The sequence below is a fragment of the Mucilaginibacter daejeonensis genome (genome assembly GCF_020783335.1).
Lineage (GTDB): Bacteria > Bacteroidota > Bacteroidia > Sphingobacteriales > Sphingobacteriaceae > Mucilaginibacter > Mucilaginibacter daejeonensis.
The window spans coordinates 3,714,088-3,736,856 of record NZ_CP086068.1 but is presented as its reverse complement, the minus strand read 5'-3'; the positions used below and the strand labels follow the sequence as shown (position 1 = coordinate 3,736,856).

20 protein-coding genes are annotated in these 22,769 nt (G+C 51.0%); 12 read left to right on the top strand and 8 right to left on the bottom strand.

Annotation, left to right across the window (positions count from 1 at the left end; all coding sequences use genetic code 11):
* Positions 1–4: 4 nt before the first annotated feature.
* Both LLH06_RS15900 and LLH06_RS15895 read right to left on the bottom strand, forming a co-directional pair.
* Positions 5–1,684 carry a GMC oxidoreductase gene (locus LLH06_RS15900; protein WP_228170280.1) on the bottom strand — a complete coding sequence of 560 codons (1,680 nt, stop codon included), beginning with the start codon at positions 1,682–1,684 and terminating at the stop codon, positions 5–7.
* A gap of 240 nt (positions 1,685–1,924) precedes the next feature.
* Entirely contained in the window at positions 1,925–2,671 is a 747-nt protein-coding gene (locus LLH06_RS15895) for an NUDIX hydrolase (protein WP_228170279.1), read from the bottom strand.
* Positions 2,672–2,853: 182 nt separating this feature from the next.
* Between LLH06_RS15895 and LLH06_RS15890 the strand changes: the two genes are divergently transcribed.
* The 5 genes from LLH06_RS15890 to LLH06_RS15870 all read left to right on the top strand — a co-directional run bounded on the left by LLH06_RS15890 (position 2,854) and on the right by LLH06_RS15870 (position 7,934).
* The gene (locus LLH06_RS15890; RefSeq protein WP_228170278.1) at positions 2,854–3,324 is read left to right on the top strand and encodes a helix-turn-helix domain-containing protein; all 471 of its coding nucleotides are present in this window, start codon (positions 2,854–2,856) and stop codon (positions 3,322–3,324) included.
* Positions 3,266–3,568: a hypothetical protein gene (locus LLH06_RS15885; protein WP_228170277.1), complete on the top strand. Its 303-nt coding sequence runs from the start codon at positions 3,266–3,268 to the stop codon at positions 3,566–3,568. Before LLH06_RS15890 ends, LLH06_RS15885 begins: the two co-directional genes overlap by 59 nt.
* A gap of 202 nt (positions 3,569–3,770) precedes the next feature.
* The gene (locus LLH06_RS15880; protein ID WP_228170276.1) at positions 3,771–4,019 is read left to right on the top strand and encodes a hypothetical protein; all 249 of its coding nucleotides are present in this window, start codon (positions 3,771–3,773) and stop codon (positions 4,017–4,019) included.
* A 103-nt stretch (positions 4,020–4,122) separates the two neighbouring features.
* Positions 4,123–6,504, top strand: coding sequence for a TonB-dependent receptor (locus tag LLH06_RS15875; protein WP_228170275.1), 2,382 nt, complete (start codon positions 4,123–4,125; stop codon positions 6,502–6,504).
* Positions 6,505–6,557: 53 nt separating this feature from the next.
* A complete protein-coding gene (locus LLH06_RS15870; protein ID WP_228170274.1) occupies positions 6,558–7,934 on the top strand; it encodes a glycoside hydrolase family 28 protein in 1,377 nt (458 codons plus the stop codon).
* 27 nt (positions 7,935–7,961) lie between these two features.
* Here LLH06_RS15870 and LLH06_RS15865 read toward each other — a convergent pair whose 3' ends face one another.
* On the bottom strand, positions 7,962–8,765 hold the full coding sequence (locus LLH06_RS15865) for a mechanosensitive ion channel family protein (RefSeq protein WP_228170273.1): 804 nt from the start codon (positions 8,763–8,765) through the stop codon (positions 7,962–7,964).
* Between the two features lie 102 nt (positions 8,766–8,867).
* Here LLH06_RS15865 and LLH06_RS15860 point away from each other — a divergent pair, with 102 nt between their 5' ends.
* From LLH06_RS15860 to LLH06_RS15840, 5 genes are all read left to right on the top strand, one after another.
* Positions 8,868–9,332, top strand: coding sequence for a GNAT family N-acetyltransferase (locus LLH06_RS15860; RefSeq protein WP_228170272.1), 465 nt, complete (start codon positions 8,868–8,870; stop codon positions 9,330–9,332).
* Positions 9,333–9,390: 58 nt separating this feature from the next.
* Positions 9,391–10,518, top strand: a complete 1,128-nt coding sequence (locus LLH06_RS15855) for a metallophosphoesterase family protein (RefSeq protein ID WP_228170271.1) — start codon at positions 9,391–9,393, stop codon at positions 10,516–10,518.
* 79 nt (positions 10,519–10,597) lie between these two features.
* The gene (locus tag LLH06_RS15850; RefSeq protein ID WP_228170270.1) at positions 10,598–11,248 is read left to right on the top strand and encodes a response regulator transcription factor; all 651 of its coding nucleotides are present in this window, start codon (positions 10,598–10,600) and stop codon (positions 11,246–11,248) included.
* A 147-nt stretch (positions 11,249–11,395) separates the two neighbouring features.
* Positions 11,396–11,794 (top strand): response regulator, encoded by a 399-nt coding sequence (locus LLH06_RS15845; protein WP_228170269.1) that lies wholly within the window; start codon positions 11,396–11,398, stop codon positions 11,792–11,794.
* On the top strand, positions 11,791–12,114 hold the full coding sequence (locus tag LLH06_RS15840) for a single-stranded DNA-binding protein (protein ID WP_228170268.1): 324 nt from the start codon (positions 11,791–11,793) through the stop codon (positions 12,112–12,114). The genes LLH06_RS15845 and LLH06_RS15840 overlap by 4 nt, the downstream gene beginning before the upstream one ends.
* Before the next feature lie 2 nt (positions 12,115–12,116).
* Here LLH06_RS15840 and LLH06_RS15835 read toward each other — a convergent pair whose 3' ends face one another.
* Both LLH06_RS15835 and LLH06_RS15830 read right to left on the bottom strand, forming a co-directional pair.
* Positions 12,117–12,758, bottom strand: a complete 642-nt coding sequence (locus LLH06_RS15835; RefSeq protein WP_228170267.1) for a response regulator — start codon at positions 12,756–12,758, stop codon at positions 12,117–12,119.
* 124 nt (positions 12,759–12,882) lie between these two features.
* Positions 12,883–14,712: a GAF domain-containing sensor histidine kinase gene (locus LLH06_RS15830; RefSeq protein WP_228170266.1), complete on the bottom strand. Its 1,830-nt coding sequence runs from the start codon at positions 14,710–14,712 to the stop codon at positions 12,883–12,885.
* Between the two features lie 268 nt (positions 14,713–14,980).
* Here LLH06_RS15830 and LLH06_RS15825 point away from each other — a divergent pair, with 268 nt between their 5' ends.
* Positions 14,981–16,231, top strand: coding sequence for a glycoside hydrolase family 28 protein (locus LLH06_RS15825; RefSeq protein ID WP_228170265.1), 1,251 nt, complete (start codon positions 14,981–14,983; stop codon positions 16,229–16,231).
* A 131-nt stretch (positions 16,232–16,362) separates the two neighbouring features.
* Positions 16,363–16,929, top strand: coding sequence for a DUF4256 domain-containing protein (locus tag LLH06_RS15820; protein WP_228170264.1), 567 nt, complete (start codon positions 16,363–16,365; stop codon positions 16,927–16,929).
* Positions 16,930–16,935: 6 nt separating this feature from the next.
* On the opposite strand, the gene LLH06_RS15815 is transcribed toward LLH06_RS15820, so the two are convergent.
* From LLH06_RS15815 to LLH06_RS15805, 3 genes are all read right to left on the bottom strand, one after another.
* The gene (locus LLH06_RS15815; RefSeq protein WP_228170263.1) at positions 16,936–17,985 is read right to left on the bottom strand and encodes a glycoside hydrolase family 53 protein; all 1,050 of its coding nucleotides are present in this window, start codon (positions 17,983–17,985) and stop codon (positions 16,936–16,938) included.
* Positions 17,986–18,952: 967 nt separating this feature from the next.
* Positions 18,953–21,868, bottom strand: coding sequence for an FAD-binding and (Fe-S)-binding domain-containing protein (locus tag LLH06_RS15810; RefSeq protein WP_228170262.1), 2,916 nt, complete (start codon positions 21,866–21,868; stop codon positions 18,953–18,955).
* A 122-nt stretch (positions 21,869–21,990) separates the two neighbouring features.
* On the bottom strand, positions 21,991–22,755 hold the full coding sequence (locus LLH06_RS15805; protein WP_228170261.1) for an SDR family NAD(P)-dependent oxidoreductase: 765 nt from the start codon (positions 22,753–22,755) through the stop codon (positions 21,991–21,993).
* Positions 22,756–22,769: the final 14 nt, after the last annotated feature.

Below are 22,769 nucleotides of genomic sequence, written 5' to 3'. Positions count from 1 at the left end.
GAGATTAGATGTTCATTTTCTTCAACTCTGATACCGCATGGTCGGCAGCGCGGGCCGTCAGGGCCATGTAGGTAAGCGACGGGTTTTGGCAGGCGGCCGAGGTCATGGCAGCGCCATCGGTCACGTAAACGTTCTTGGCGTCCCAAACCTGGTTCCACTCGTTCAGTACCGATGTTTTAGGGTCACGACCCATGCGGGCGGTACCCATCTCATGTATACCACGGCCTAATATCGCAGCTTCATTGTAAGAGTTCACGTCTTTAACACCAACGGCTTCCAGCATCTCGGCGGCATCGTTCATCATGTCGATGCGCATCTTTTTCTCGTTGTCGCGCACTATAGCATCAATCACCGGTACGGCCAGGCCCCACTTGTCTTTTTTATCCTTATCCAGCCACATGCGGTTCTCGTGGTAAGGCAAGGTCTCGCCAAAGCCGCCCACGCCCATTTTCCAACTGCCCGGTTCGCTCAGTTCGTCCTTGAACTGGGCACCAATGGTCATCTCCGGTATGTTGCGGCTCCAACGCTCACGCGAGGCGCTGCCCTGGTAACCAAAGCCACGGATGTAATCGCGTTTTTCGCCATTGAGGTTGCGGTACCGAGGGATATAGATACCGTTGGCCCTGCGGCCGTAAACGTATTTGTCTTCATAACCCTCCACCATGCCTGATGCACCTACGTTAAGGTGGTGGTCCATAATGTTGTGGCCCAGTTCGCCGCTGCTGCTACCCAAACCGCCTTGCCAAATATCAGTGGCCGAGCGCATCAATATAGCTGCTGTGTTGATGGTAGATGCATTGAGAAATATCACCTTGGCGTAGTATTCGTAGGTCTTGTTGGTCTCGGCATCAAGCACCTCCACACCTTTGGCCAGTTTGGTATCCTTATCATAGATCACCCTGGTCACGATGCTCCATGGGCGCAGGGTAAGGTTGCCGGTCTTCATTGCCGCTGGCAGGGTGGCCGATTGTGTGCTGAAGTAAGCGCCGAATGGGCAACCCAACCAGCATTTGTTACGATACTGGCAGTTGGCACGGCCTTCGTGAGGTACGGTGATGTTGGCCACACGGCCGATCACCATGTGCCTGCTACCGTTAAATTGTTTCTTTAAGCGGGCGGCAACATCCTTTTCCACCACGTTCATATCCATTGGTGGCATAAAATCGCCATCGGGCAGGATAGGCACACCATCACGGTTGCCTGATATACCAGCGAACTTTTCTACGTAGCTATACCATGGTGCCAGGTCGGCGTAGCGTATAGGCCAGTCAACGGCAATGCCGTCCTTAGCGTTGGCCTCAAAGTCCATGTTGTGCCAACGGTATGATTGGCGTCCCCACATAAGGGAGCGGCCGCCCACATGATAGCCCCTGAACCAATCGAAGCGCTCTTTTTCGATGTAAGGGCTTTCCTTTTCATCGACCCAGTAGTCCTCGTTGGTCTCTGACAGCACGTAGTCGCGCTTCAGTACCGGGTGGTCTCTTTTCATTTGCTGGGTAGGTGTACCGCGGTGCGCGAACTCCCAGGGAGCCGTATTGGCGTTAACGTAATCCTTGATGTGCTCGATGTTGCGACCACGTTCAAGCAATAAGGTCTTCAAACCTTTTTCGGTCAGTTCTTTAGCTGCCCAGCCGCCGGATATACCGGAGCCTACAACTATTGCATCATAAGTATTGGTTGCCATAAAGCAGGTTTATATCGATAGTTAAATGAAGCAAGTATTGGTAACTTGCAGAGTCAGCAGCAGCGTAGCGTCAAACGTGTATGACCGTACAACTGCTATACATGTAACTTGATGAATGACAGACATCGAGTAGTATGTCTCATTCAGAGACAAAGATAATAGCCTCTTCTACTTTTCCAAATATATATTATGATCGTTACAAATTTTCACCGGCCTGATCTTAATTATCAGGCAAAGTGATCACCACTCCTGTTTAAGGCCATTTTGGAGGGCCTCATTGTAACGTTCGGTGTCGAAACTATATAGTATAGGCGGGCGATGCGCCTGTTTGCTCGGGGTAGTGTTATGCTTCACCAGGATGTTGAAGCTATGGATCTTGCGCTGAAAGTTACCGCGATGCAGGGGTTTGCCCAAAATGATCTCGTACAAACGCTGTAACTGCGGCATGGTGAATTCACGCGGCAGCAAGTTAAGGCCGATAGGGGTGTAGTTGATGTTGCGGCGAAGGGTACGGAGCGCGTTCTCCAATATCTCATGATGGTCCATCATCATATCGGGCAACGCGTCTATGTCCATCCATTCACAGCGTTCAGATATGCGGTCGGTCACAGGTGTGATCTCGCCGTAGTTCACCAATGCATAGTAGCCTACCGAAACAAAGCGCTGCCGCTGCCAAACATGCTCGGGCAGGTGCGACATATCGGCCTCTGATCGCCCCATCTTGCCGAACACCTTGAACTGATCGAGGAAGATGACCGAGGCGCCGGTGCGTGCTTTCAGGATGCGGTAAGCAGCATGGTCAAGGTCCTCTTCTTTTTTGACGTAACCGCCGGGCAGGCCCCACTTGTTAAAGCCCTTCATCTTCAGCAGTAACACTTTTAGTGATGACTCGTGGAAACCGAACACCACGCAATCGACCGACACATGCGGGATGCATGAGCGGTAAGCTAATTCGCTTCCTTTTTCGAACAGGTCGATCACGTTCATATTGCAAATAAGAGAATATTTGCCGGTAAACAAAAGCGCTTATTCCAACTGTGACCTATCGGCCTCACCGATATTGTGGAAATTTAGTTGGTTCTCTAACGTAGATGTTACAACTACACGTTATGTGAACGGAACAGTAGAATAAGTGTTATATTTATGTTTGTATCCACCAATGTTAACCTATGGAACAAAGATCACTCAACCAGGTCATCAAGGTCATTAAACAGCGCAGGAACGAACTGGGCTACTCACAAAGCTATTTGGCCGGCAAGATAGATATGAGCCAGAACGGCTACAGTAACATCGAATCGGGACAGACCGCGCTTACGGTAGACCGATTGATATCGCTTTGTTCGGCACTGAACTTATCGCCAGCACATTTGCTGGTAGGCCAGGAACGGCGCGTTACCGATATGAGTAAGCTGTTCTATCAAAGTACGGAGCCCATGTGGATGTTCGACCCGGCGAGTTTGCGTTTTTTGGAGGTGAACGAGGCCGCTACCCATCACTACGGGTTTACCCACGCCGATTTTATGACGATGACCATATGCGGACATCAGACCAAAAGAGGATACCCCATCGCTGAGGGCCAAGGTGAGAGAACTTCAAGGAGACATTACTTACGAACGACCGATCAGGCATTGGGACCGTGACCGTAAGTTAAGGAACGTGCGTGTTAGTTGCTACCATATCGAAGATCAAGGACAAATCAGTTACCTGGTGCGGCCGCAATTGTTAGATACCAGCGTCAGCAGCGATACTTACCAAAAAAGCGACCTGTTCGCCGAGTTGCGCGTATTGTCGGCCCAGTTGGAAAGCGAGATATCGGCCGCGCATCAGCAAGCAGTGATGGAGCGGATGCGTGCCGTGCTCGAAGCTATACAACGCATGAACTAAGGCCCAACTCTTGCCGGCTTGACGCCATCATCTTCCAAACAACCAGCGCGCTGATCTGTAAAATAGATATACGCCCTTGAGTCCGAATGTTCGGACCGGGGCGTTCCGTTTAGCCGATCCCTATAACTTATTTTCAGATCCGATCCCTTACAGCTAACAAGGCCGCTCAAGCGGCCGTTGGTCAAACTTTATAGTCAAGCGTATGAAACTGGGTAAACAGATCATGAAGATATTGAACCGCACCTACGAGGCTGATGCCATGATCGAGAAACAGATGGGGAGGTACGACCTGCAATTTAAAACGGACGCGATAGGCCGCCCGGTGCTGTTGTTCCTGGGCGAATTCAATGAGCAGGGTATGATCAAAGGTGACCGTTTTGTGCGCCGCATAGTGACCGATGCCGAGGGCAAGGTGATCAAAGATCATTGGGATAACAAGGGAGCTGCTTAACACTTGGGGCAAGTGTAACAAATTGGGGATGAACTTTAATATTATTTAGACCAATTATAAATAAAGGTCATATATTTGCAGCATCAACCCTAATTATTGCTGCATGACCCTATTTTTACGAGCCGTCCTGGTTACTTTTCTGCTGTTCACTTTTCAGCCTTTATTAGCACAAAACACCGGCACCATCACCGGAACCGTGACCCTGATAGATGGTCAGCCCTTTGCTTCGGTATCGGTATCCATTAAAGAGACGGGCCGGGCCACACTAACTAACGGGAACGGACATTACACGTTCAACAACGTTTCACCCGGTAGGTACCACATCAAGATACAGGTATTGGGTGCCACCGAGAAAGATATAGAAGTGACCGTTGTGGCCGGGCAAACCGTTACCGCCGATCACCAACTTCCTAAAGAGAACGTACAGGCTTTACAGGAAGTGACCGTAGCCAGCGGCACTAACAAGTTCTCCAAAAAAGAGACCCGCTTTGTGGCGCGGATGCCCCTCAAATACCTGGAGAACCCGCAGGTGTATAACACCGTTTCCAAAGAACTCATTCAGGAACAGGTGGCCATCGATCTTGGAAGCATCTCCAAGAACGTACCGGGTGCGGGCATCCCTATGATCGCTAACCAGGGCCGGGTGACCTTCCGTTCGCGTGGTTTCGAGACGGAACCCAATGCCCGTAATGGTGTGGCCGGTGCGGCCTTCTCGTCGATCGATCCGGTGAACCTGGAACGTATCGAGGCCATCAAAGGTCCATCCACCACATTGTTCGGTACCAATATATCCAGCAGCTACGGTGGCCTGTTCAACCGCGTCACCAAGCGGCCATATAATGATGTGGGCGGCGAGGTGGCTTACACTGGCGGTAGCTGGAACCTGAACCGCTTGACCGTAGATGTGAACAGTCCGGTGAACGCCGATAAAACGGCCCTGTTCCGCCTCAATGCGGCCACTACGCACCAAAAAACGTTTCAGGATCAGGGCTTCACCAATAATCTGTCGCTGGCGCCAAGTTTCTCGTACCAGATCACCGACCGGCTGTCGTTACTGCTGGAGGTAGAGTTCGGTCAGGAAAAAGGCACCTCCGTAGTGCGTTTTAACCCGCTTACCACCAGTGGTAAAACACAGACCATTGAAGATATCGGCGTGCCTTACAACCGCACCTTCATGAGCAATGACCTGACCTACAGTACACAAATGCTCAATATTTTTGCCCAGGCCAATTACAAGATATCAAGCCAGTGGACATCACAGACCGTGGTGTCACGTGCACGCTCCACTATTAACGGATATATCACCGCGCTCAACGGCAGGGCCAACAACACGCTGATCCCTAACATCATCGTTGGCGCCACTAATTTTATCGCTACGGATATTCAGCAGAACTTTATCGGTGATCTGAACATCGCTGACCACCGCAACCGCATCGTGGCAGGGCTCGATTATTATAATAATTTCAACGATTTTGACCGCGTTACCGTTAACCTGCCTGCGGTAAATTACCTGGTGCCTAATGCCAATTATCGCATCAGCCGTTTCAAGGTAGATTCGGCCGCCAATACCGGTGGCACATTGCGTAAGGAGAAGAACCGTGATAATACCTATGCCGCTTACGTGTCAGATGCGTTCAACATCACCGATCAGTTGCTGGTAATGGGTAGCATCAGGGTGGATCGTTACCAGTATCTGGGCGTTTACAATGTCAATACCGGGCAAACCGCCGGCGGACTTGGTGCCAATGGCGTATCCATAGGTCCGTACAAGCAAACATCCGTATCACAAAAAATGGGATTGGTGTATGAGGTGGCTAAGGACAGGCTGTCGTTGTTCGGTAACTACATGGGCGGTTTCTTTAACCGGAGCGGTCAGGCCGCCGATGGTACACCGTTCAGGCCCGAGCATGCCAACCAGATGGAATTCGGCGCTAAAGGCAACTTGTTCGGCCATCGCCTTACCGGCTCGGTGAGCTACTATGATATCAGGGTGAAGAATGTATTGCGCACCGACCCTAACAATACCAACTACTCTATTCAGGATGGTACCCGCAAAAGCCAGGGCGTTGAGGTGGACCTGACCGCCAACCCCTTTACCGGCTTCAATGTAGTGGCCGGGTACGCCTATAACTACAGCGTGATCACCAATGCCAATGCCGATATCAATGGCTTACGCCCTGATGGTTCGGGCCCTGATCAAATGATCAACTTTTGGGCAAGCTACCGTGTGTCTAAAGGTCAATTGAACGGTTTGGGTGCCGGTTTCGGTGGTAATTACGGTAGCCGGTCGTACCAATTGAACAACCGTACCACCAAGGTGATCATCCCGTCGTACACCATGTTTGATGCCGCGCTATTTTATGATCAGCCTAAATATCGCGTAAGCTTTAAGGTCAACAACCTCACCAGCGAAAAGGCCTGGTCGGTGCGTTTGACACCGCAGGCACCAGCCCAGTTCCTGGGTAGCGTGGCTTTAAAGTTCTGATCGATACCGGGCGCGCCTGCCTTGCAAATGGTTATAAATGTTTAATATTGAGCATGCGTAGTTTCAACAAGATCATGCTGTTGGTGGCCCTCGCGGCATCGCCATTCGTTTCACAAGCTCAAAAAGGGAGCAAAGTACAGTTCACCAAAGTGACCGTAAAAGCCCCTTTTGCTATGCCGGCCATCAAGGTGCCTGATCTGTCCAGATGCCCCAAATTTGAGGTGACCGGCTTAGGCACCGCCGAACGGGACAAGACCCGTAATAGCAAAGCCATAGCCGACGCCATTACCAGAGCCAATGCGGCAGGTGGCGGCGTGGTGGTGATCCCACCCGGTGAGTGGCCTACGGTCAAGGTGCATTTTAAAAGCAATGTGGAGCTACACTTAAGCAAAGGCGCTACGCTGCTGTTCTCTGATGATCCGCAAGATTATCTGCCCGCCGTGCACACCACCTGGGAGGGCATGGAGTGCTATAACTACTCGCCTTTGATCTACGCTTATAAATGCGATAATGTGGCCATTACCGGCGAGGGACAGTTAAAGGCCAAGATGGATGTTTGGAAGGTATGGTTCGCAAGGCCAAGGCCACATATGCTAAGCCTGAAACGCCTGTACCAGATGGCCGAAAAGTATGTGCCTGTTGAGCAAAGGCAAATGGTGAATGATACGGCGCACCTGCGCCCGCAGTTCATCCAGTTCAACCGCTGCAATAATGTGCTTATAGAGGGCGTGTCCATACAGAATAGTCCATTTTGGACCATACACCCGTACTTGTGTACCAACGTAGTGATCCGCAAATTGAAGGTATATGCGCACGGCCATAACAACGACGGGGTAGACCCCGAAATGAGCCAGAACGTGCTGATCGAAAATTGTGAATTTGACCAGGGCGATGATGCTGTGGCCATCAAATCGGGCCGCAACCCCGAGGGCTGGCGGTTGAAGACCCCGTCCAAGAACATCGTGATCCGTAACTGCCTCGTGAAGAACGGTCACCAGCTGATCGCCATAGGCAGCGAACTTTCGGGCGGTATAGAGAACGTTTTGGCCGAGAACTGTACCGTACAGGATGGCGCCAAACTGGGCCATTTGCTCTTCATTAAGACCAATGAGAGAATGGGTGGCTACGTCAAGAACATCAACATGGTCAATATCAGTTCGGGCAAGATCGACCTGGGCGTATTGGGCATAGAGACCGACGTGCTTTACCAATGGCGCGACCTGGTACCTACCACCATTAAAAAGCTGACACCGATCAGCGATGTTCATCTGCGTAACATCACCGCTAAAGAAGCGCAGTTCATGTCGAGGATACAGGGGCAAAAAGAGTTGCCGGTAAAGAATGTGACGCTCAATAATGTGAGCGTTGGTAAGATCACCGACAAAAAGACCATCAGCGAGAATGTTACCGGCCTTAGCGTTAGCCAGTAAGCCTACAGCATCCTGCTGTTCGCGCTTTTATAACCCGGGCAGTTTGATGCCCGCATCCTTTATGTCCTGTAGTATGGTCTCCTGTAGCGTTAGTTTGGTGTCGTAATAGCCATGGGCGTTCACCCAAACGTTCACCATCACCACGTAACCATCGTACTGCAGCTCGCTTACACCTATGCGGCGCGCGGGTTCTACCAACACGTTGCTCACCTTATCAATGGCATTGTTGATCACCTGCCTGGCCTCTGTAAGGGCTATTTGATTGGGCAGTTTAAAGGAGATATCCATTCGGCGCTTGCCTTCACGGCTGATGTTGATGATCACCTCGTTAGAGAGTTTGCTGTTGGGGATGATCACCACCCGGTTGTCAAAGGTGGTCACGGTGGTATAAAATATCTCGATGGAGGTCACGGTGCCTTCCAATCCCTGCGCAAGTATATTATCGCCGATCACGAAGGGCTTGAGCAGCAAGATCATGATACCGCTGGCAAAGTTCTGTAACGTGCCCGAAAGGGCCAGGCCGGCGGCCACACCAAAGGCGCCTACTACGGCAGTGAATAGCGTCAACTCAAGTCCTATGATCTGCATCACACCGATGATGAGCAGTACCCGCATGGCCACGCCCAACATGCTGATCAGGAACGGTTTGGCCGATGGGTCTATCTCTTTACGGTGCATACCTTGGCGGGAGCGGTCGAGCAGCCAGCGGATGAGCCACATGCCCACAAATAATACCACCATACCCAGCAAAAAGCGTGGCCCGTAAGCGATCAGCCAGTCCCAAACACGGTCGTAAAGCTTGTCTATATTGAACTCTTTCTTCATATTCATACCTCGGTCAGGTAACACTACTAACCCTGCGTTGGTCGTTTTTGTTCATGTGCGTTGGGCTTGCAAGGCATTTTAGGTACTAAATTGTCATACCTTTGTGTTATGGAAACTACCAGTGTCATCCGGTCATTCGAGCAACTGAGCAACATTCAACTGTACCAATTATTAAAGCTGCGCAGCGAGGTATTTGTGGTAGAGCAGAACTGCGTTTTCCTGGATGCTGATGATAAGGACCAGAAATGCCATCACCTGTTGCTGTACAAGGGCGAAGCGCTGGCCGCTTATAGCCGCATCGTGCCGGCAGGGGTGTCGTATGCCGAAGTATCGATCGGTCGAGTGGTCACCTCGCCTGCGTTCAGGGGCACCGGCTTAGGGCGTGAGTTGATGGAAAGATCGATCCAGGCGTGTGCTGACCTGTATGGCGCGCAGCCGGTGCGCATCGGGGCTCAGTACTATGCGGTCAAATTTTATGGTTCGTTAGGCTTCGTGCCCGAAGGCGAGATCTATGACGAGGATGGGATAGACCACATCGAGATGGTGCTGCATCCGGATAAAAACATCATTTAACCTTTGATTTATATTGTGAACCGTAGATTTGCCACCGTTCACCAACCCGTAAAGCCTGATGGCGATAGAGAAACATACTACCCCCGTATTCAAGAAAGATTTGCCCGACGATAGTTATAAGATACAGCCGTTACCCCAGCCCACGGGTGCATACCCCTATCATTTGAACCTGAGCGAGGTGACCGCCGTGGCTCCCGATGCCCGCAAACTGGTGTTCCACATGGTGGGTGATACCGGTAACGTGACCGACCCGCGATCACAGCAGCTGGTGGTAAATGCCATGGCCCGCCAGTTCAAGGGCGATCTTACCGACAAGGAACGTCCCAAGTTCCTGTATCATTTGGGCGATATCGTTTATCATCACGGGCAGGCGGCGCGTTACGCACGCCAGTTCTTTGAGCCCTACCGCAACTACCCGGGACCCATATTTGCTATTGCCGGTAATCATGACAGTGAGGTAGACCCCGAGGATGCGAACCCATACCGCAGCCTGGATGCTTTTACCGCAGTTTTTTGCGACACCGAGCCGCGTATCGTGCCCTTTAGCAACGGAGCAGAACGCAAAAGCATGACGCAACCCAACGTATACTGGACGCTGGATACACCACTGGCCACCATCATAGGTATGCATAGCAACACGCCCAAGTTCGGATCAGTGAGTGAGGAGCAACGCCAATGGCTGATCAGTGAACTGATCGCCGCCAATGCCCAACGCCCTGATAAGGCAGTGATCTTGTGCGTGCACCATGCGCCGTACTCAGCCGATACCAACCATGGCGCCAGCGCGTATATGATCAGCCTTTTAGAAGGGGTATTCGATCAGATAGGTATCAGGCCAGATGTGGTATTAAGCGGCCATGTGCACAACTATCAGCGTTTCCAAAAACACTACGCCAACGGCTCTTTGACCTACATCGTGGCAGGATCAGGCGGTTTTAGTGAACTGCACTCTATAGCCGCCACCGATGATGCCCGTTTTACCGCCGATAGCCCATTATTAAAGGATGTTGACCTGGTGACCTACAACGAAGCGGCCCATGGTTTTCTTAAGATCTCCGTCGAAAAGCAGCCTGATCAGGGCCTGCTGATCACGGGAGAATATTACGCCATGCCGCACCCTGATGACGTGGCCGGTGACCCTCAAGCCTCCTTATCCGACCGTTTCCAGATCAATGCATCTGTGTAACGGTCATGCTGATCTTGCAAAATTGATCGATCACCAAAAGCATATTCCTATATTTTAGCGTTATACTTAAAAGAGCGCCATGGTAAAGATCATACTGGCAGAGGACCACAATATTGTACGCAACGGCATCCGTAACCTGCTCGAAAAGGTTAAGGACCTTAAGATCGTTGGCGAGGCACTCAATGGCCAGGAGGTACTTGACCTGCTCGATAGTGGCATCAGCGCCGATATGATCCTGGCCGATATCAATATGCCCGTAATGAGCGGTATCGAGATGGCCGAAAGATTGAAAGAGCAGGGCTCGATCGTAAAAGTAGTGATCCTGAGTATGCTCGATCACGAGCGCTACGTTGTGCAAGCCTTCCAGGCTGGGGTGAGCGGCTACCTGCTCAAGAACATAAGCGCCGATGAACTGATCTTCTCGCTCCAGCATATCCATATCGACGGCCGTTACATTTGCTCCGAACTATCCCTACGCTTTTTAGACAGGCTGATCCAACAGCCTAACCGCCATAAATTAGAGGCCGAGACCGGCATCGAATACACCTCACGCGAGATCGAGACGCTGATCCTCATCGCCGACGGCCTGACCAACCAGGAGATCGCTGACCGCCTGTTCACCAGCAAACGCACCATCGAGAACTACCGCCAGTCGCTCATTGAAAAGACCGGCACCAAGAACACTGCCTCCCTGATCCGCTATGCCATACAGAACGGACTGATCAATTGATCTTTCCGTATCTCACTGCTACAGTGATCCACTCCGGTTAACCAATAATTAATTTACGTATTTACCGAAACGTTTTTCGGGTATAAATACGTTATGTTCCAAAACCATAGGTTGTACCTTCGCTACGTCATCTAACTAAAGATCAACATGGCGAGAGAGGGGCGTAGCAAACGAATACTGATCATAGACAACGACGAAGCCGTATTGGATGTATTAAGCGAGATACTTACATACGAAGGTTATCAGGTCACCGGCTTGCTGGAAACACCAGATATATTAAAGGAGATAAACCAGCACGAACCTGATATTTTGATCATTGACTATATACTTGATGGTATCAATGGCGGCGAGATGTGCCACCAGGTCAAATTCAATGAGGCTACCTGCAAGTTACCGGTGGTGCTGATGTCGGCACATTCAAGGGTGATCCGCTCTTTAGGCGATTACCATTGCGACGTTTTTATCTCCAAGCCATTTGATCTGAAAGAGATGACAGATTCGATCAGTTCACTTACAAGGTCAGATACATTTTTGGAACGTACATGAAAGAGAATTCTTGTGTAAATAAGGTCATGTTGATGGGACGCATCATCAAAGAGCCCCGCTGGCACGTTAGTGGCGGCGAGCGTATACTTTGTTTTTCATTATTAACGATAGAGCAAATAGGACGTGAGGCCACTACCACTCACACCGAAACGCATGATATCAAGATCGGCGAACGGCTGATCAATGTGCACGACCTCAATAAAGGCGCATTGGTTTACGTACAAGGACGCTTGCAAACGCAGCAGTTCACTGATGAACAGGCCATCAGGCGTTACCGTACCTTTATCAGCGCGCAAAGCGTTAACCTGATCACCGTTTGAGGTCAAATGAGTTGATTGATCATGGCGTACTTGATGAGTGAAGCGGTATTGCTGACGCCGGTCTTTTTGATCATGGCCTGGCGATGCCCTTCCACTGTACGCTTACTGGTAAATAGCCGGTCGGCTATTTGCTGGTTGGTCAGTCCCTCTGCCATCAGCTCAAGTACAAGTTTTTCGCGTGCCGATAGCTCTGCTTTTATTCCTCCTTCAAGCACCTGTACCGGTGCCTTTAATCTTTCATCCAATAGTTGTAACGACAGCTCGTTGGCCAGGTACTTACGCCCGCTGTGTACCTGTTTAATAGCGAACACCAGTTCGTCGCCGCTTACGTTCTTGATCAGGTATGCCTGTACCCCGGCCCTAAATGCATCGATCACATAAGATCGGTGATCATGCATGGTGAGCATCATTACCTTAATAGGGTGTTTTTGCTGGTTGAGTTGCCGGGCCAGGTCGACCCCGTTAAGTCCGGGCATGTTAAGGTCGGCCAGCAAAATGTCGGCTTCCAGTGTGGTGATCATGCTGATCACATCGCTGCCGTTCAGTGCTTCGCCCACCACCCTGATCGTGGGTACCTTTTCCAGTAATTCCTTGAGTGCGTTCCTAACAATGGCGTGATCTTCAGCCAATAATATCTTGATCATGAACAGGCGTTAATAGATAGCTATAGCCTGCAAAAATTCAACGATCGGAAAGTATAATCAATACGGCAAATACTCGATCCTTAAGCGTAATTCACACATTTTAAAAGGCGGCTTTTCACTCCGCTCAGCTATCGGTACGTTGCAGCGGCAGCGTTACCTTAACGGTAGATCCCTCGTTAGCCGCCGTGATCACCTTAACATCGCCGTTCATGAGTTTCATCTTGCTGCGTATCGATGCCAGCCCAATGCCCGGGCGTTTGCCCACGGTCGTGTTGAAGCCTTTGCCATTATCTTTCACGCTAATGATGATCACCTCGTTCTGTAATTTAACGTTAGCCCAAACCAGCGTCGCCTTGGCATGCTTGATCACATTGGTAAGCAGTTCCTGAACGATACGGAAAATGGCCAATTCCAGGTAACCATCAAGGCGCTCGGTAATGCCGGTGATCTTACACCTGAACTGCACACCATTCGAAAATTGTTTACAGATATCCTCAATGGCGGCCTTGAGCCCAAAATCCTCCAGCATGGCTGGAATCAACTCGTGCGATATACGCCGGCTCTCGCGTATGGCCTGGCTCAGCAGCTGATCAGTGTATTGCTTATGCGTGATGAAGGTATTAGGATCGGCGGTGGCCTGATCGCAGGTAAGGTGGCTCAAGCTGATCTTGATGCCGTAAAGCAATTGCCCCAAGCCGTTATGCAAGCTTTCTGATATACGGCGGCGTTCTTCTTCCTGGATGGATAGCGTGGCTTTAAAGGTCTCCTGCTGATTTTGTAACATCACCTTCCTCACCCGCTCATCTGCTTCGGCACGGTGTAGGGCCGCCTGGGCGTGCGATCGTTCTACGGCGGTCCAGGTGCGTTCGGCTATCTCGGCGGCCAGTTCAATGTCAAAATCATCCCACTCGCGGGGTACGGAGTGTGTGATGCACAGTATACCTACGGGTACACCATGCTTGATCACCGGCACATCAAGAAAAGAAATGATCTGGAGCGAAAGACATAACGCGCGTAATTCCTCATCCAAAATGGGAGAGGTGTGAGCATCGGTAACGATGAACGGTTTGCCGGCATCCAGCACACTATTGAACAAACGCATGCTGCCAATAGCGTACGTGCCCGCGATCGACGGCAGGTCGGCAGGGCAGGCGTCGCGGCGTATAATGGCGTCTCCGTTTTCTATCTCAGCGTAAAAACACCGATCCACCTTGTAAAAGTCGCGTATGGTGTGAGCCATGGTCTGTTGTATCTGGGTCGGGTCGGCCACTGGGCGCAAAGCATCGGTCAGTTGGAGTAATAGGGCCTGGCGTTGCTCAAAGCGTTTGCGCTCGGTTATGTCCTCAAATACCACGCCTACCTGCTTGCTCCCGGCATGGCCTACCCGGGCGGCGTTGGCCAGGTACCAGCGCTCGGTGCCGGCATGATAGTTCTCTACACGCATGGGCTGGCCGGTACGCGCAACGTTATCATAATCTTGCAGCCAGTGATCCTCAGTAAGGGGCGATAGATGGCTTACCTTTTTACCTACCACATCGCGCAGGCCGGTCTGCTTTTCAAATATGTGGTTCACCTCTACAAAAAGGTAATCGATAGGCTTGCCGTTTTCATCATGGATCATCTCGATGATGCAAAACCCCTCATCTATAGAGTTGAGTAACGTACGATACCGGTCGGCACTGTTACGTAGCTGTTCCTCGGCTTTGGCAGCCTCTGCTGCGATACGGTCCCGTTCAGTGACCTCGGCCAGTAGCCTGGCCGCGATAGCTTTAATCTGTTCAGGCTGGTGGGCATGAGCAAGGGCCTGGCCAAGCTGGCTGATCAGGTCATGGTCAGTAACATCGGGCGGGGGGTGCGCAGCATTAGCTGGCTCCTGCTGTGGATGGTGATCGGTGTGGGTCGGCATCTCTTGGTCAAATAACGGGCTTTCTTCAAAATTAAATATTTGGAGCAAAGCGCACCTATCAGGTTGGCGTCGTACAGCGTTTATTCGGTAAATACCCTGATGGTTTGTGTTAAACCGAAAAGGAGTAAAGATGGTCCAATGATAGTGCTTACGCCGGTATCGGGCAGCCAGCTAACCCACAGTGCAGGACAGGCATTTTACCCGACCTGTATATATTTGGTACCAGCACATCGTTATTGACCGTTATAGACTTATAAAACGAGTTGTCAGGCAGCCTTGAATGATTGGGCATGACATGCTCACCTTGAACTGATAAATGAAGAAGATCTTTCTATTTGCTTGCTTAACTGCCTTTACATTTGCTGCGCACGCGCAGGACCTGGTGATCACCCGCTATGGAGTGAAGGTCAATGATAGCACCATTTTAAATACCAAAGCCATACAAAAGGTGATCGATAAAGCCGCTGCCAACGGTGGTGGCACTGTAGTGATCCCAAAAGGTACTTACCTGAGTGGTGCGCTCTTTTTTAAACCCAAAACTCACCTGCGCCTCATGGAAGGTGCGGTATTGAAGGGGTCAGACAATATCAATGACTATCCGCTGCTCCCCTCACGTATGGAAGGCCGAAAGCTGGACTATTATGCAGCTTTGGTGAACGCCTACCAGGTGAATGGTTTCACCATAACCGGTCCGGGTATGATCAATGGCAACGGTGCGCGTTTTTGGAAACAGTTTTGGGATCACCGCGACTCAATGCGTAAAGCGGGGAAGGAATCGACCAACCTCGAAGTGCATCGCCCTCGCTTGTTGTTCATTTGGGGATGCAACAACGTGACCATCAAGAACGCCAAATTGGTTAACTCAGGCTTTTGGACCACCCACCTGTACCAATGCCAGAACGTGCTGATCGAAAATTGCCGTATCACCTCGCCATTTGAACCGGTACCGGCCCCAAGCAGCGACGGTGTTGATATAGATGTATGCAAAAAAGTGACCGTGCGCAACTGCTATGTATCGGTAAATGATGATGCTATTTGCATCAAGGGTGGCAAAGGCCCTAATGCGCATCAACTGCCCGAGAACGGTATCGTAGAGGATGTGCTGGTAGAGAACTGCACCATTGGCCCCGCTCATGCCACGCTTACCCTTGGCAGCGAAAGTATACACGCCCGCAACATTGTGATGCGTAATTGCAAAGTGAATAACGATATGCCGCTATTGAAACTCAAGATGCGCCCCGATACGTACCAGCATTTTGAGAACATCAGGGTGGAGAACATTACCGGCAAGTGCGGCAAGATCATTGAGATAGCTCCGTGGAAGCAGTTCTTTGACCTGGGTGGCAGTGCCGAAAAACCTTTTGGAACGGTGCATGACATCACCCTATCGAACATTAAGGTGGACTGCCTCAAATTTGGCGAGCTGGAAGGCAACCCGCTGGATAAGGTATCTAATATCACTTTTAAAAATATCACTGCCACCGCAAAAGACCCTGAATTGAAGAATATTTACAAAGGCATTAAGGCAGAGAATGTGACCGTGAACGGTGCTCCATTAAAACTGTAAGTTTTACGCATCTACCTTTAACAAAAGCGGACCATTACGGCCCGCTTTTGTTTTTATGAAGGTTGCCGCACGGTTAACGTTAGGGTATGTGAGCTACAATGCCTAAATTCGGGCACCTGACAACTGAGATCATGAGCAAGACCAATAAAGAGATACCGGCCGAGCATCGCCTTGAACTATTACAAACCCTACAGACCAGATTTAACAAGCACATACACCGGCACGAGGGTATGGACTGGGCCGATGTGCAAAGCCGTTTGGAAGCTAATGCAGGTAAGCTATGGTCGGTAGCCGAAATGGAGGCCACCGGTGGCGAACCTGATGTGATCGGCCATGATGCCACTACCGGCGAATACCTGATCTGTGATTGTGCTGCCGAAAGCCCTAAAGGCCGGCGCAGTATCTGTTATGATCACGAAGCATTGAACGCCCGTAAAGAGAATAAGCCCGCCAATAGCGCCGTGGGTATGGCCGCCGATATGGGTATCGAGATAATGACCGAGGAGCAGTATCGGCACTTACAAACGCTCGACAAGTTCGACCTTAAGACATCGAGCTGGGTAAGCACCCCGGCAGCTATCAGGAAATTGGGAGGTGCCCTATTTTGCGACCGCCGGTATGACACTGTATTTGTATACCATAACGGTGCCGAGTCGTACTACGGGGCCCGCGGCTTTCGTGGCTGCTTAAAGGTTTAATGCCGATCAGTGGGCATCCTTAAAGGCGTCCATGGCTTTGGTAGGCCGGCCGTCATCGCCCCAGGCGCTGAGCGGGTAGTGGCTCCAGCTGTTGGCACCCTGTGGTTCCCAGTACAATACACCCAGGCCTTTGCCGCCCGGCACTTCACGTGTCTTTTTGATCACGGCTAAAAGCATATCGTAGGTGTTCTGCGGTTTGGACGATTCGCCGCCAACCTCAACCACCATCACTTCTTTGTGGTAACGGGCCACCATGTCGTTCATGTTGGCGCCCAGATCGTTGATGGATGCGGTATAGTTGGGGTGGTTATCGCTTAGCCAGTAAGGATAGTATGAAAGGCCGATCACATCGAACCGGGCCTTATTGGCCACCGCGTTATCGAACCAATGGCGGAAGCGTGCATTGTTGTTGCCCTGGTCAATATGCAGGATCACCTTGCTGTTAGGGCTCACCTTTTTGATGGCATCATGACCGGCATTGATCAGCTGAGCCAGTTGAGGCCAGTTATCGGTACTGCCTTCGGGGTAGATCATGCCGCTGGGTGTCTCGTTGCCCACCTGTACCCACTCCGGATTCACGCCGGCTTTTTGCAGGGCGGTCATCACATCAAGGGTGTAGTTGTGAACGTCCTTCACCAGTGTAGGCATATCGTGTCCTTCCCAGGCCTTAGGTTTTTTTTGTTTGCCCGGATCGGCCCAGCTATCGCTGTAATGGAGGTCGATCATGATGCGCATGCCCCACTTTTTTGCTCGCACCGCCATGGCCACGGTCTCGTCCTTACTGCAATGTCCGCTGGCCTTATCATCATTAGGGTTCACCCAAGTGCGCAGCCTGATGGTGTTGATGCCTTTATCTTTAAGTATCTTAAAGCAGTCTTGCGGTTTACCATCGTTATCATAGAACTTAAAGCCGGTAGCCTCCATTTGCGGCAGCCAGCTAATGTCGGCCCCTTTGGCAAAGGCGTTGTTTTGGTTGGTGATGGCCAGTTTGTTGGTGCTGCAAGCGGTGAGTATAAGTACCGATGCAACGATGATGAGTGCGCGTAAATTTATCATGAGGTGATGTAGAAAGGGGTAAAGATAGGGTTTTTCAAAGTGGGGTTTAATGACGACGAGTTGAATGCTATATGTTGATCGGTTCATATGATGGTCGCTTAATTACCGCTTCTGGGCCGCGGGGCCCTTTTACTTTTTGTCTTGAAACAAAAAGTAGCAAAAAATTCAAGTCAATTCCCTATGCTTTTTTCCACACAGGCCATTGCCCTGCAGATCCCGGCAGCACCACGGGCTGTTCAGCTCTTGCCCCGCTGCGCTCGCACCTTGGCCCTCACTTCAGCAAGAGCTGAAAGGCCCTTTACCATCCACACATTTCCCCCTTGTGCTTCCCGGCTCTCGCCCAAGCCGGGAACTGACGGGTTTGGCAAGGGGCAGGTAGTTAGTGGCGGTCTTTAAGTGGCAGTAAACAGTGGCAGTAGTTAGTAGCAGTTGCGGTGCGATGCACACGCGGTAAGTGTGCGCCAGCAGCAGAATTTAATTGCAGTTGCGTAGCAACGCGACTGTTAAAGGAGCGCTGGGCTGTCAGCACGCCCGGCCGGGAGCTGGCCTGTGGGTTAGCAGGGATCGGGCTGACTTGGCCTTTTTGGTTCTTTTGTGGCTACAGACAAAAGAACAAAGCCATAGCGGCGAATGAGCGCCACCAAGCGATCAGTTGGCGTACTTCGCTTCCGTAGAGATGGCTTCGTGCCTCGCCATGACGGGTGGTTCTTACATGGAGAACGACCTACTTCGTGTATCGAAATGCTGTTTCATGCCTGTAACAAAATTCCCCAACTTTCCCCACTTTTCATCATTGCAAAATTCGTAAAAACCCAACTTTTTCCAGAAAAAGCATACAAAAAGGCGAAATGTAACACCGAATGTAACACGGAAACACCCAAATGTAACACTGCCGTAAGCGTTATATGTGTCGCAAATGGCCGTTTGTTGGTCGATTTGCGACACGTTATTGCGGATCTCGTAATGGTCAGTCCTTAGGCAGGTACGCTTCCCCAAGGATCTCTACCGGATGCTTGGCCTTGCGGCTGGTGCCATCCTTGATCTGGTGGCGGCATGACGTCCCTGCGGCGGCGATGATCACCTCCTCAGGCTGGCTGCGCACAAATGGGAACAGGACCAGCTCGCCGATCTTGTTCGATACCTCATAGTGCTCCTCCTCATATCCGAACGAGCCGGCCATGCCACAACAGCCTGATGGAATGAGCGATACCTCATAATTGGCAGGTATGCTCAACATCGTTTGTATGTACGACTGCGAGGATAGCGATTTTTGATAGCAATGCCCGTGTATGGCCACCGTACGCTTCTCATCACTGAACTGCTCAGCACTGATACGGCCTTCGGTGAACTCCTGTGCGATGAACTCCTCTATAGTAAACGTATGCTTGGCTATCCTGAGTGCCTTTTCAAGGTTCTCGTCCTTAGCCAGGTCAACATACTCATCCCTGAACGTCAACACGGCGGATGGTTCGATACCGATCAGCGGTGCGTCCTTCGAGATGAGGTCGCCCAGGAGCTGGACGTTCTGGTTGGCTATCTCGGCAGCTTTACGCACCAATCCTTTGGATAGATAAGTACGACCGCTTTCAAGATGTTCAGGGATCACCACCTGGTAGCCGAGGTTCTCCAACAACTGAATGGCCTTTTTACCGATCTCCACATCGTTATAATTCGTGAACTCATCGCAGAACAAGTACACCAGCTTACCTGCTGATCTTGTTGCCTTACGGCCCTTGAACCATGAACGGAGCGTCTGTTTGGCCAGCTCAGGCATGGTACGGTCGGGGTGGAAGCCGATCAGCTTGTTCATGGCACGTCGTGCCACATCGTTGTTCACGATCGCGTTGTACACGCCCGGTGCAATGGAGGCCAGCTTCATTTGCTTGGTGAAGTTTCCGATCAGCTTGGCACGCATGGGCACCCCATTGGCATCATAGTAATGTTGCAGGAACTCCGCCTTCATCTTGGCCACATCCACGCTTGAAGGGCACTCGATCTTGCAACCTTTACAGCTGAGGCACAGGTCCATCACCTCCTTGATCTCCTCGTGGTCGAAAGGGTTGGTCTCCTGACCGCTCAGGTATTGGCGCAACACATTGGCACGGGCACGAGTGGTATCTTTTTCCTGCCGGGTGGCCATATAGCTGGGGCACATGAGCCCGCCGGTGACCGCTGTTTTACGGCAGTCGCCCGATCCAGAGCATTTTTCGGCCAGACGCAGTATGCTGCCGTTCTTGTTGAAATTAAAGATCGTATCAGTGACCGGAACAGGTTTAGTGTCAACACGCAGATGGGTGTCCATCTTGGGCGTATCGATCACTTTGCCAGCATTGAATATGTTATTAGGGTCGAACAGGTATTTGACCTTGCGCAACAGTTCGTAGGTCTCGCTGCCCAATACAGTAGGGATGAACTCGCCTCGTAAACGGCCGTCGCCATGCTCGCCGGAGAGAGAGCCGTTATATTTCTTGATCAGTTCAACGGTATCGGCCAATATGCCGCGGAAAGCCGCCTGTCCCTCGGTGGTCTTGAGATTGACGATTGGCTCGATGTGCAGTTCGCCCGCACCGGCATGGGCATAGTATGATGCTTGAACGCCATGCTTTTTCAATACTACTTCCAGGTCCTTCACATAATCGGGCAGTTCCAACGGCGAAACCGCACAATCCTCGATCAGGTTGACCGGCTGCGCATCACCCTGAATATTACGCAATAGACCAAGACCGGCCTTACGTACATCCCAGGCAAAAACGGTGTCCTTGTTATGTAGAACAGGGTAGGCGTAGCCCAGACCCAAAGCCTGCAGTTCATTGATCAGTGCATTGGCCTGTCCTGATGAAGCTTCGGCCGTATCAGCCATAAATTCCACCATTAAAATGGCGGCCGGGTCGCCCTCAATGAAAAACCGGTTCTTATGGTATTCAGGATGGTTGATGGTGAAGTCCATAATGAACTTGTCCACCAGTTCGGATGCCATGGGCTTGTGCTTCAACGCCACAATGTTGGCGCGTAAAGCCTCATCAATGCTATTGGTATGGATACATACCACGCTTATCTGTGATGGCGGCAGGTCCAGTAGTTGAAGCTTGACCTCGGTGATGAACGCCAACGTCCCTTCGGACCCCGCGATCAGGCTGCACAGGTTAAATGGTTGGCCATCTGCCTGGTAAGGCTGCATTTGTAGCAAGGCGTCCAATGCGTAACCTGTATTGCGACGCACCACATCTTTTTTGGGGTAGGAGTTTTTGATCAGTTGCTGGTTGTGCTCATTACTCAGCATGTCGTTCAATTCATGGTAGATCTTGCCCTTCAGGCCGGTATGGCCTTGCGTATGGTCGCCGACTTTGATCACTACCTCTGAACCATCACTTAGGATCGCGTTCACCTCAAGTAAATGATCGCGAACGGCGCCCCAAACAATGCTATGCAGACCGCATGAATTATTACCTACCATGCCACCGATCATAGCCCGGCTGGCTGTAGAGGTTTCCGGACCGAACAATAGCCCGTAAGGACGCAAATAAGCATTCAGGTCATCACGGATCACGCCGGGTTGCACGCGCACCCATTTTTCTTCCTTGTTCACTCCCAGTATAGAAGTGAACTTGTGCGATATATCCACCACGATACCTTTACCCACCACCTGACCGGCCAGCGAGGTGCCTGCTGCACGGGGGATGAGGGTCAGCTTATGTTGGGTAGCAAAGGCGATCAGTTCCTTGATATCGTTGATTTCCGCCGGTAATACCACCGCCAGTGGCTTCTCCTGGTATATGGATGCATCGGTAGCATAGGCCATCAAACGGGTCTGATGCTTTGGACTATTATCGAAGTAGAGCTCACCCTTTATCCTGGGCGCGAGTCTTTCAAATTCTTTGATCATGGTGCTGTTCACGTGAACCTCTTGTCCAAAGCTACTAAACAAAAATTGCCGGCACTTTGAGACAAAGTGCCGGCAATTTACTAAAAATACGTGGCCTTAGCGGGCCTTATATCGCTTACTGATCAGTTGTTCAACCTGATGAAGCCACCATCTATGGCGTAGTCAGAACCGGTGATGAAGCCTGACTCGTCAGCGCACAGGAACAACGCCAGCGAGGCGATCTCTTCGGGTTTGGCCATACGGCCGATGGGTTGGCTCTTCGAAAGTTTCTCGAACATCTCGGCTTCCTTACCAGCGTAGTTCTTAGCTATAAAGCCGTCAACAAATGGCGTATGCACGCGTGCCGGTGATATGCTGTTGCTACGGATGTTATCATGCAAATAATCGCGAGCTATCGACATACTCATGGCATGGATAGCCCCCTTGCTCATGGAATAGGCAAAACGATCGGCTATACCTACCGATGAGGCGATAGATGCCATACTTACGATCACCCCACCGCCATGTTGCTTCATCAGCGGAATGGCCGCAAAAAAGCAATTGTACGCACCCTTCACATTCACGCTATAAACGCGCTCCAGGTCGGCCTCGGTGGTCTTTTCTACGTTGCCTACATGAGCTATACCGGCGTTGTTAACCAAAACATCGATATTGCCGATGCTTTGGAACACCGACACCACTTGCGCTTGGTCGGTCACGTTGCAGCTATGTGCAAAGGCCTCGGCGCCCTCTGCCTTGATCTCGTCAATGGTCTGCTGGGCAGCATCAGCATTAAGCTCGATGATGTGTACGGCAGCACCTTGCTTGGCGAATAGTTTGGAAATGGCTTTACCTATACCGCTTCCGCCACCGGTCACAATGGCGGTCTTGTTTTTTAAACTGAACATATCCTGTATTTTAT

Bases quoted from the DNA above. Each gene is read 5' to 3' on its own strand.
- LLH06_RS15840 (WP_228170268.1), top strand. From the start codon at position 11,791: ATGAAAGAGAATTCTTGTGTAAATAAGGTCATGTTGATGGGACGCATC.
- LLH06_RS15875 (WP_228170275.1), top strand. From the start codon at position 4,123: ATGACCCTATTTTTACGAGCCGTCCTGGTTACTTTTCTGCTGTTCACT.
- LLH06_RS15815 (WP_228170263.1), bottom strand. From the start codon at position 17,985: ATGATAAATTTACGCGCACTCATCATCGTTGCATCGGTACTTATACTC.
- LLH06_RS15820 (WP_228170264.1), top strand. From the start codon at position 16,363: ATGAGCAAGACCAATAAAGAGATACCGGCCGAGCATCGCCTTGAACTA.
- LLH06_RS15860 (WP_228170272.1), top strand. From the start codon at position 8,868: ATGGAAACTACCAGTGTCATCCGGTCATTCGAGCAACTGAGCAACATT.
- LLH06_RS15845 (WP_228170269.1), top strand. From the start codon at position 11,396: ATGGCGAGAGAGGGGCGTAGCAAACGAATACTGATCATAGACAACGAC.
- LLH06_RS15880 (WP_228170276.1), top strand. From the start codon at position 3,771: ATGAAACTGGGTAAACAGATCATGAAGATATTGAACCGCACCTACGAG.
- LLH06_RS15855 (WP_228170271.1), top strand. From the start codon at position 9,391: ATGGCGATAGAGAAACATACTACCCCCGTATTCAAGAAAGATTTGCCC.
- LLH06_RS15850 (WP_228170270.1), top strand. From the start codon at position 10,598: ATGGTAAAGATCATACTGGCAGAGGACCACAATATTGTACGCAACGGC.
- LLH06_RS15805 (WP_228170261.1), bottom strand. From the start codon at position 22,755: ATGTTCAGTTTAAAAAACAAGACCGCCATTGTGACCGGTGGCGGAAGC.
- LLH06_RS15900 (WP_228170280.1), bottom strand. From the start codon at position 1,684: ATGGCAACCAATACTTATGATGCAATAGTTGTAGGCTCCGGTATATCC.
- LLH06_RS15870 (WP_228170274.1), top strand. From the start codon at position 6,558: ATGCGTAGTTTCAACAAGATCATGCTGTTGGTGGCCCTCGCGGCATCG.
- LLH06_RS15895 (WP_228170279.1), bottom strand. From the start codon at position 2,671: ATGAACGTGATCGACCTGTTCGAAAAAGGAAGCGAATTAGCTTACCGC.
- LLH06_RS15835 (WP_228170267.1), bottom strand. From the start codon at position 12,758: ATGATCAAGATATTATTGGCTGAAGATCACGCCATTGTTAGGAACGCA.
- LLH06_RS15810 (WP_228170262.1), bottom strand. From the start codon at position 21,868: ATGATCAAAGAATTTGAAAGACTCGCGCCCAGGATAAAGGGTGAGCTC.
- LLH06_RS15825 (WP_228170265.1), top strand. From the start codon at position 14,981: ATGAAGAAGATCTTTCTATTTGCTTGCTTAACTGCCTTTACATTTGCT.
- LLH06_RS15890 (WP_228170278.1), top strand. From the start codon at position 2,854: ATGGAACAAAGATCACTCAACCAGGTCATCAAGGTCATTAAACAGCGC.
- LLH06_RS15865 (WP_228170273.1), bottom strand. From the start codon at position 8,765: ATGAATATGAAGAAAGAGTTCAATATAGACAAGCTTTACGACCGTGTT.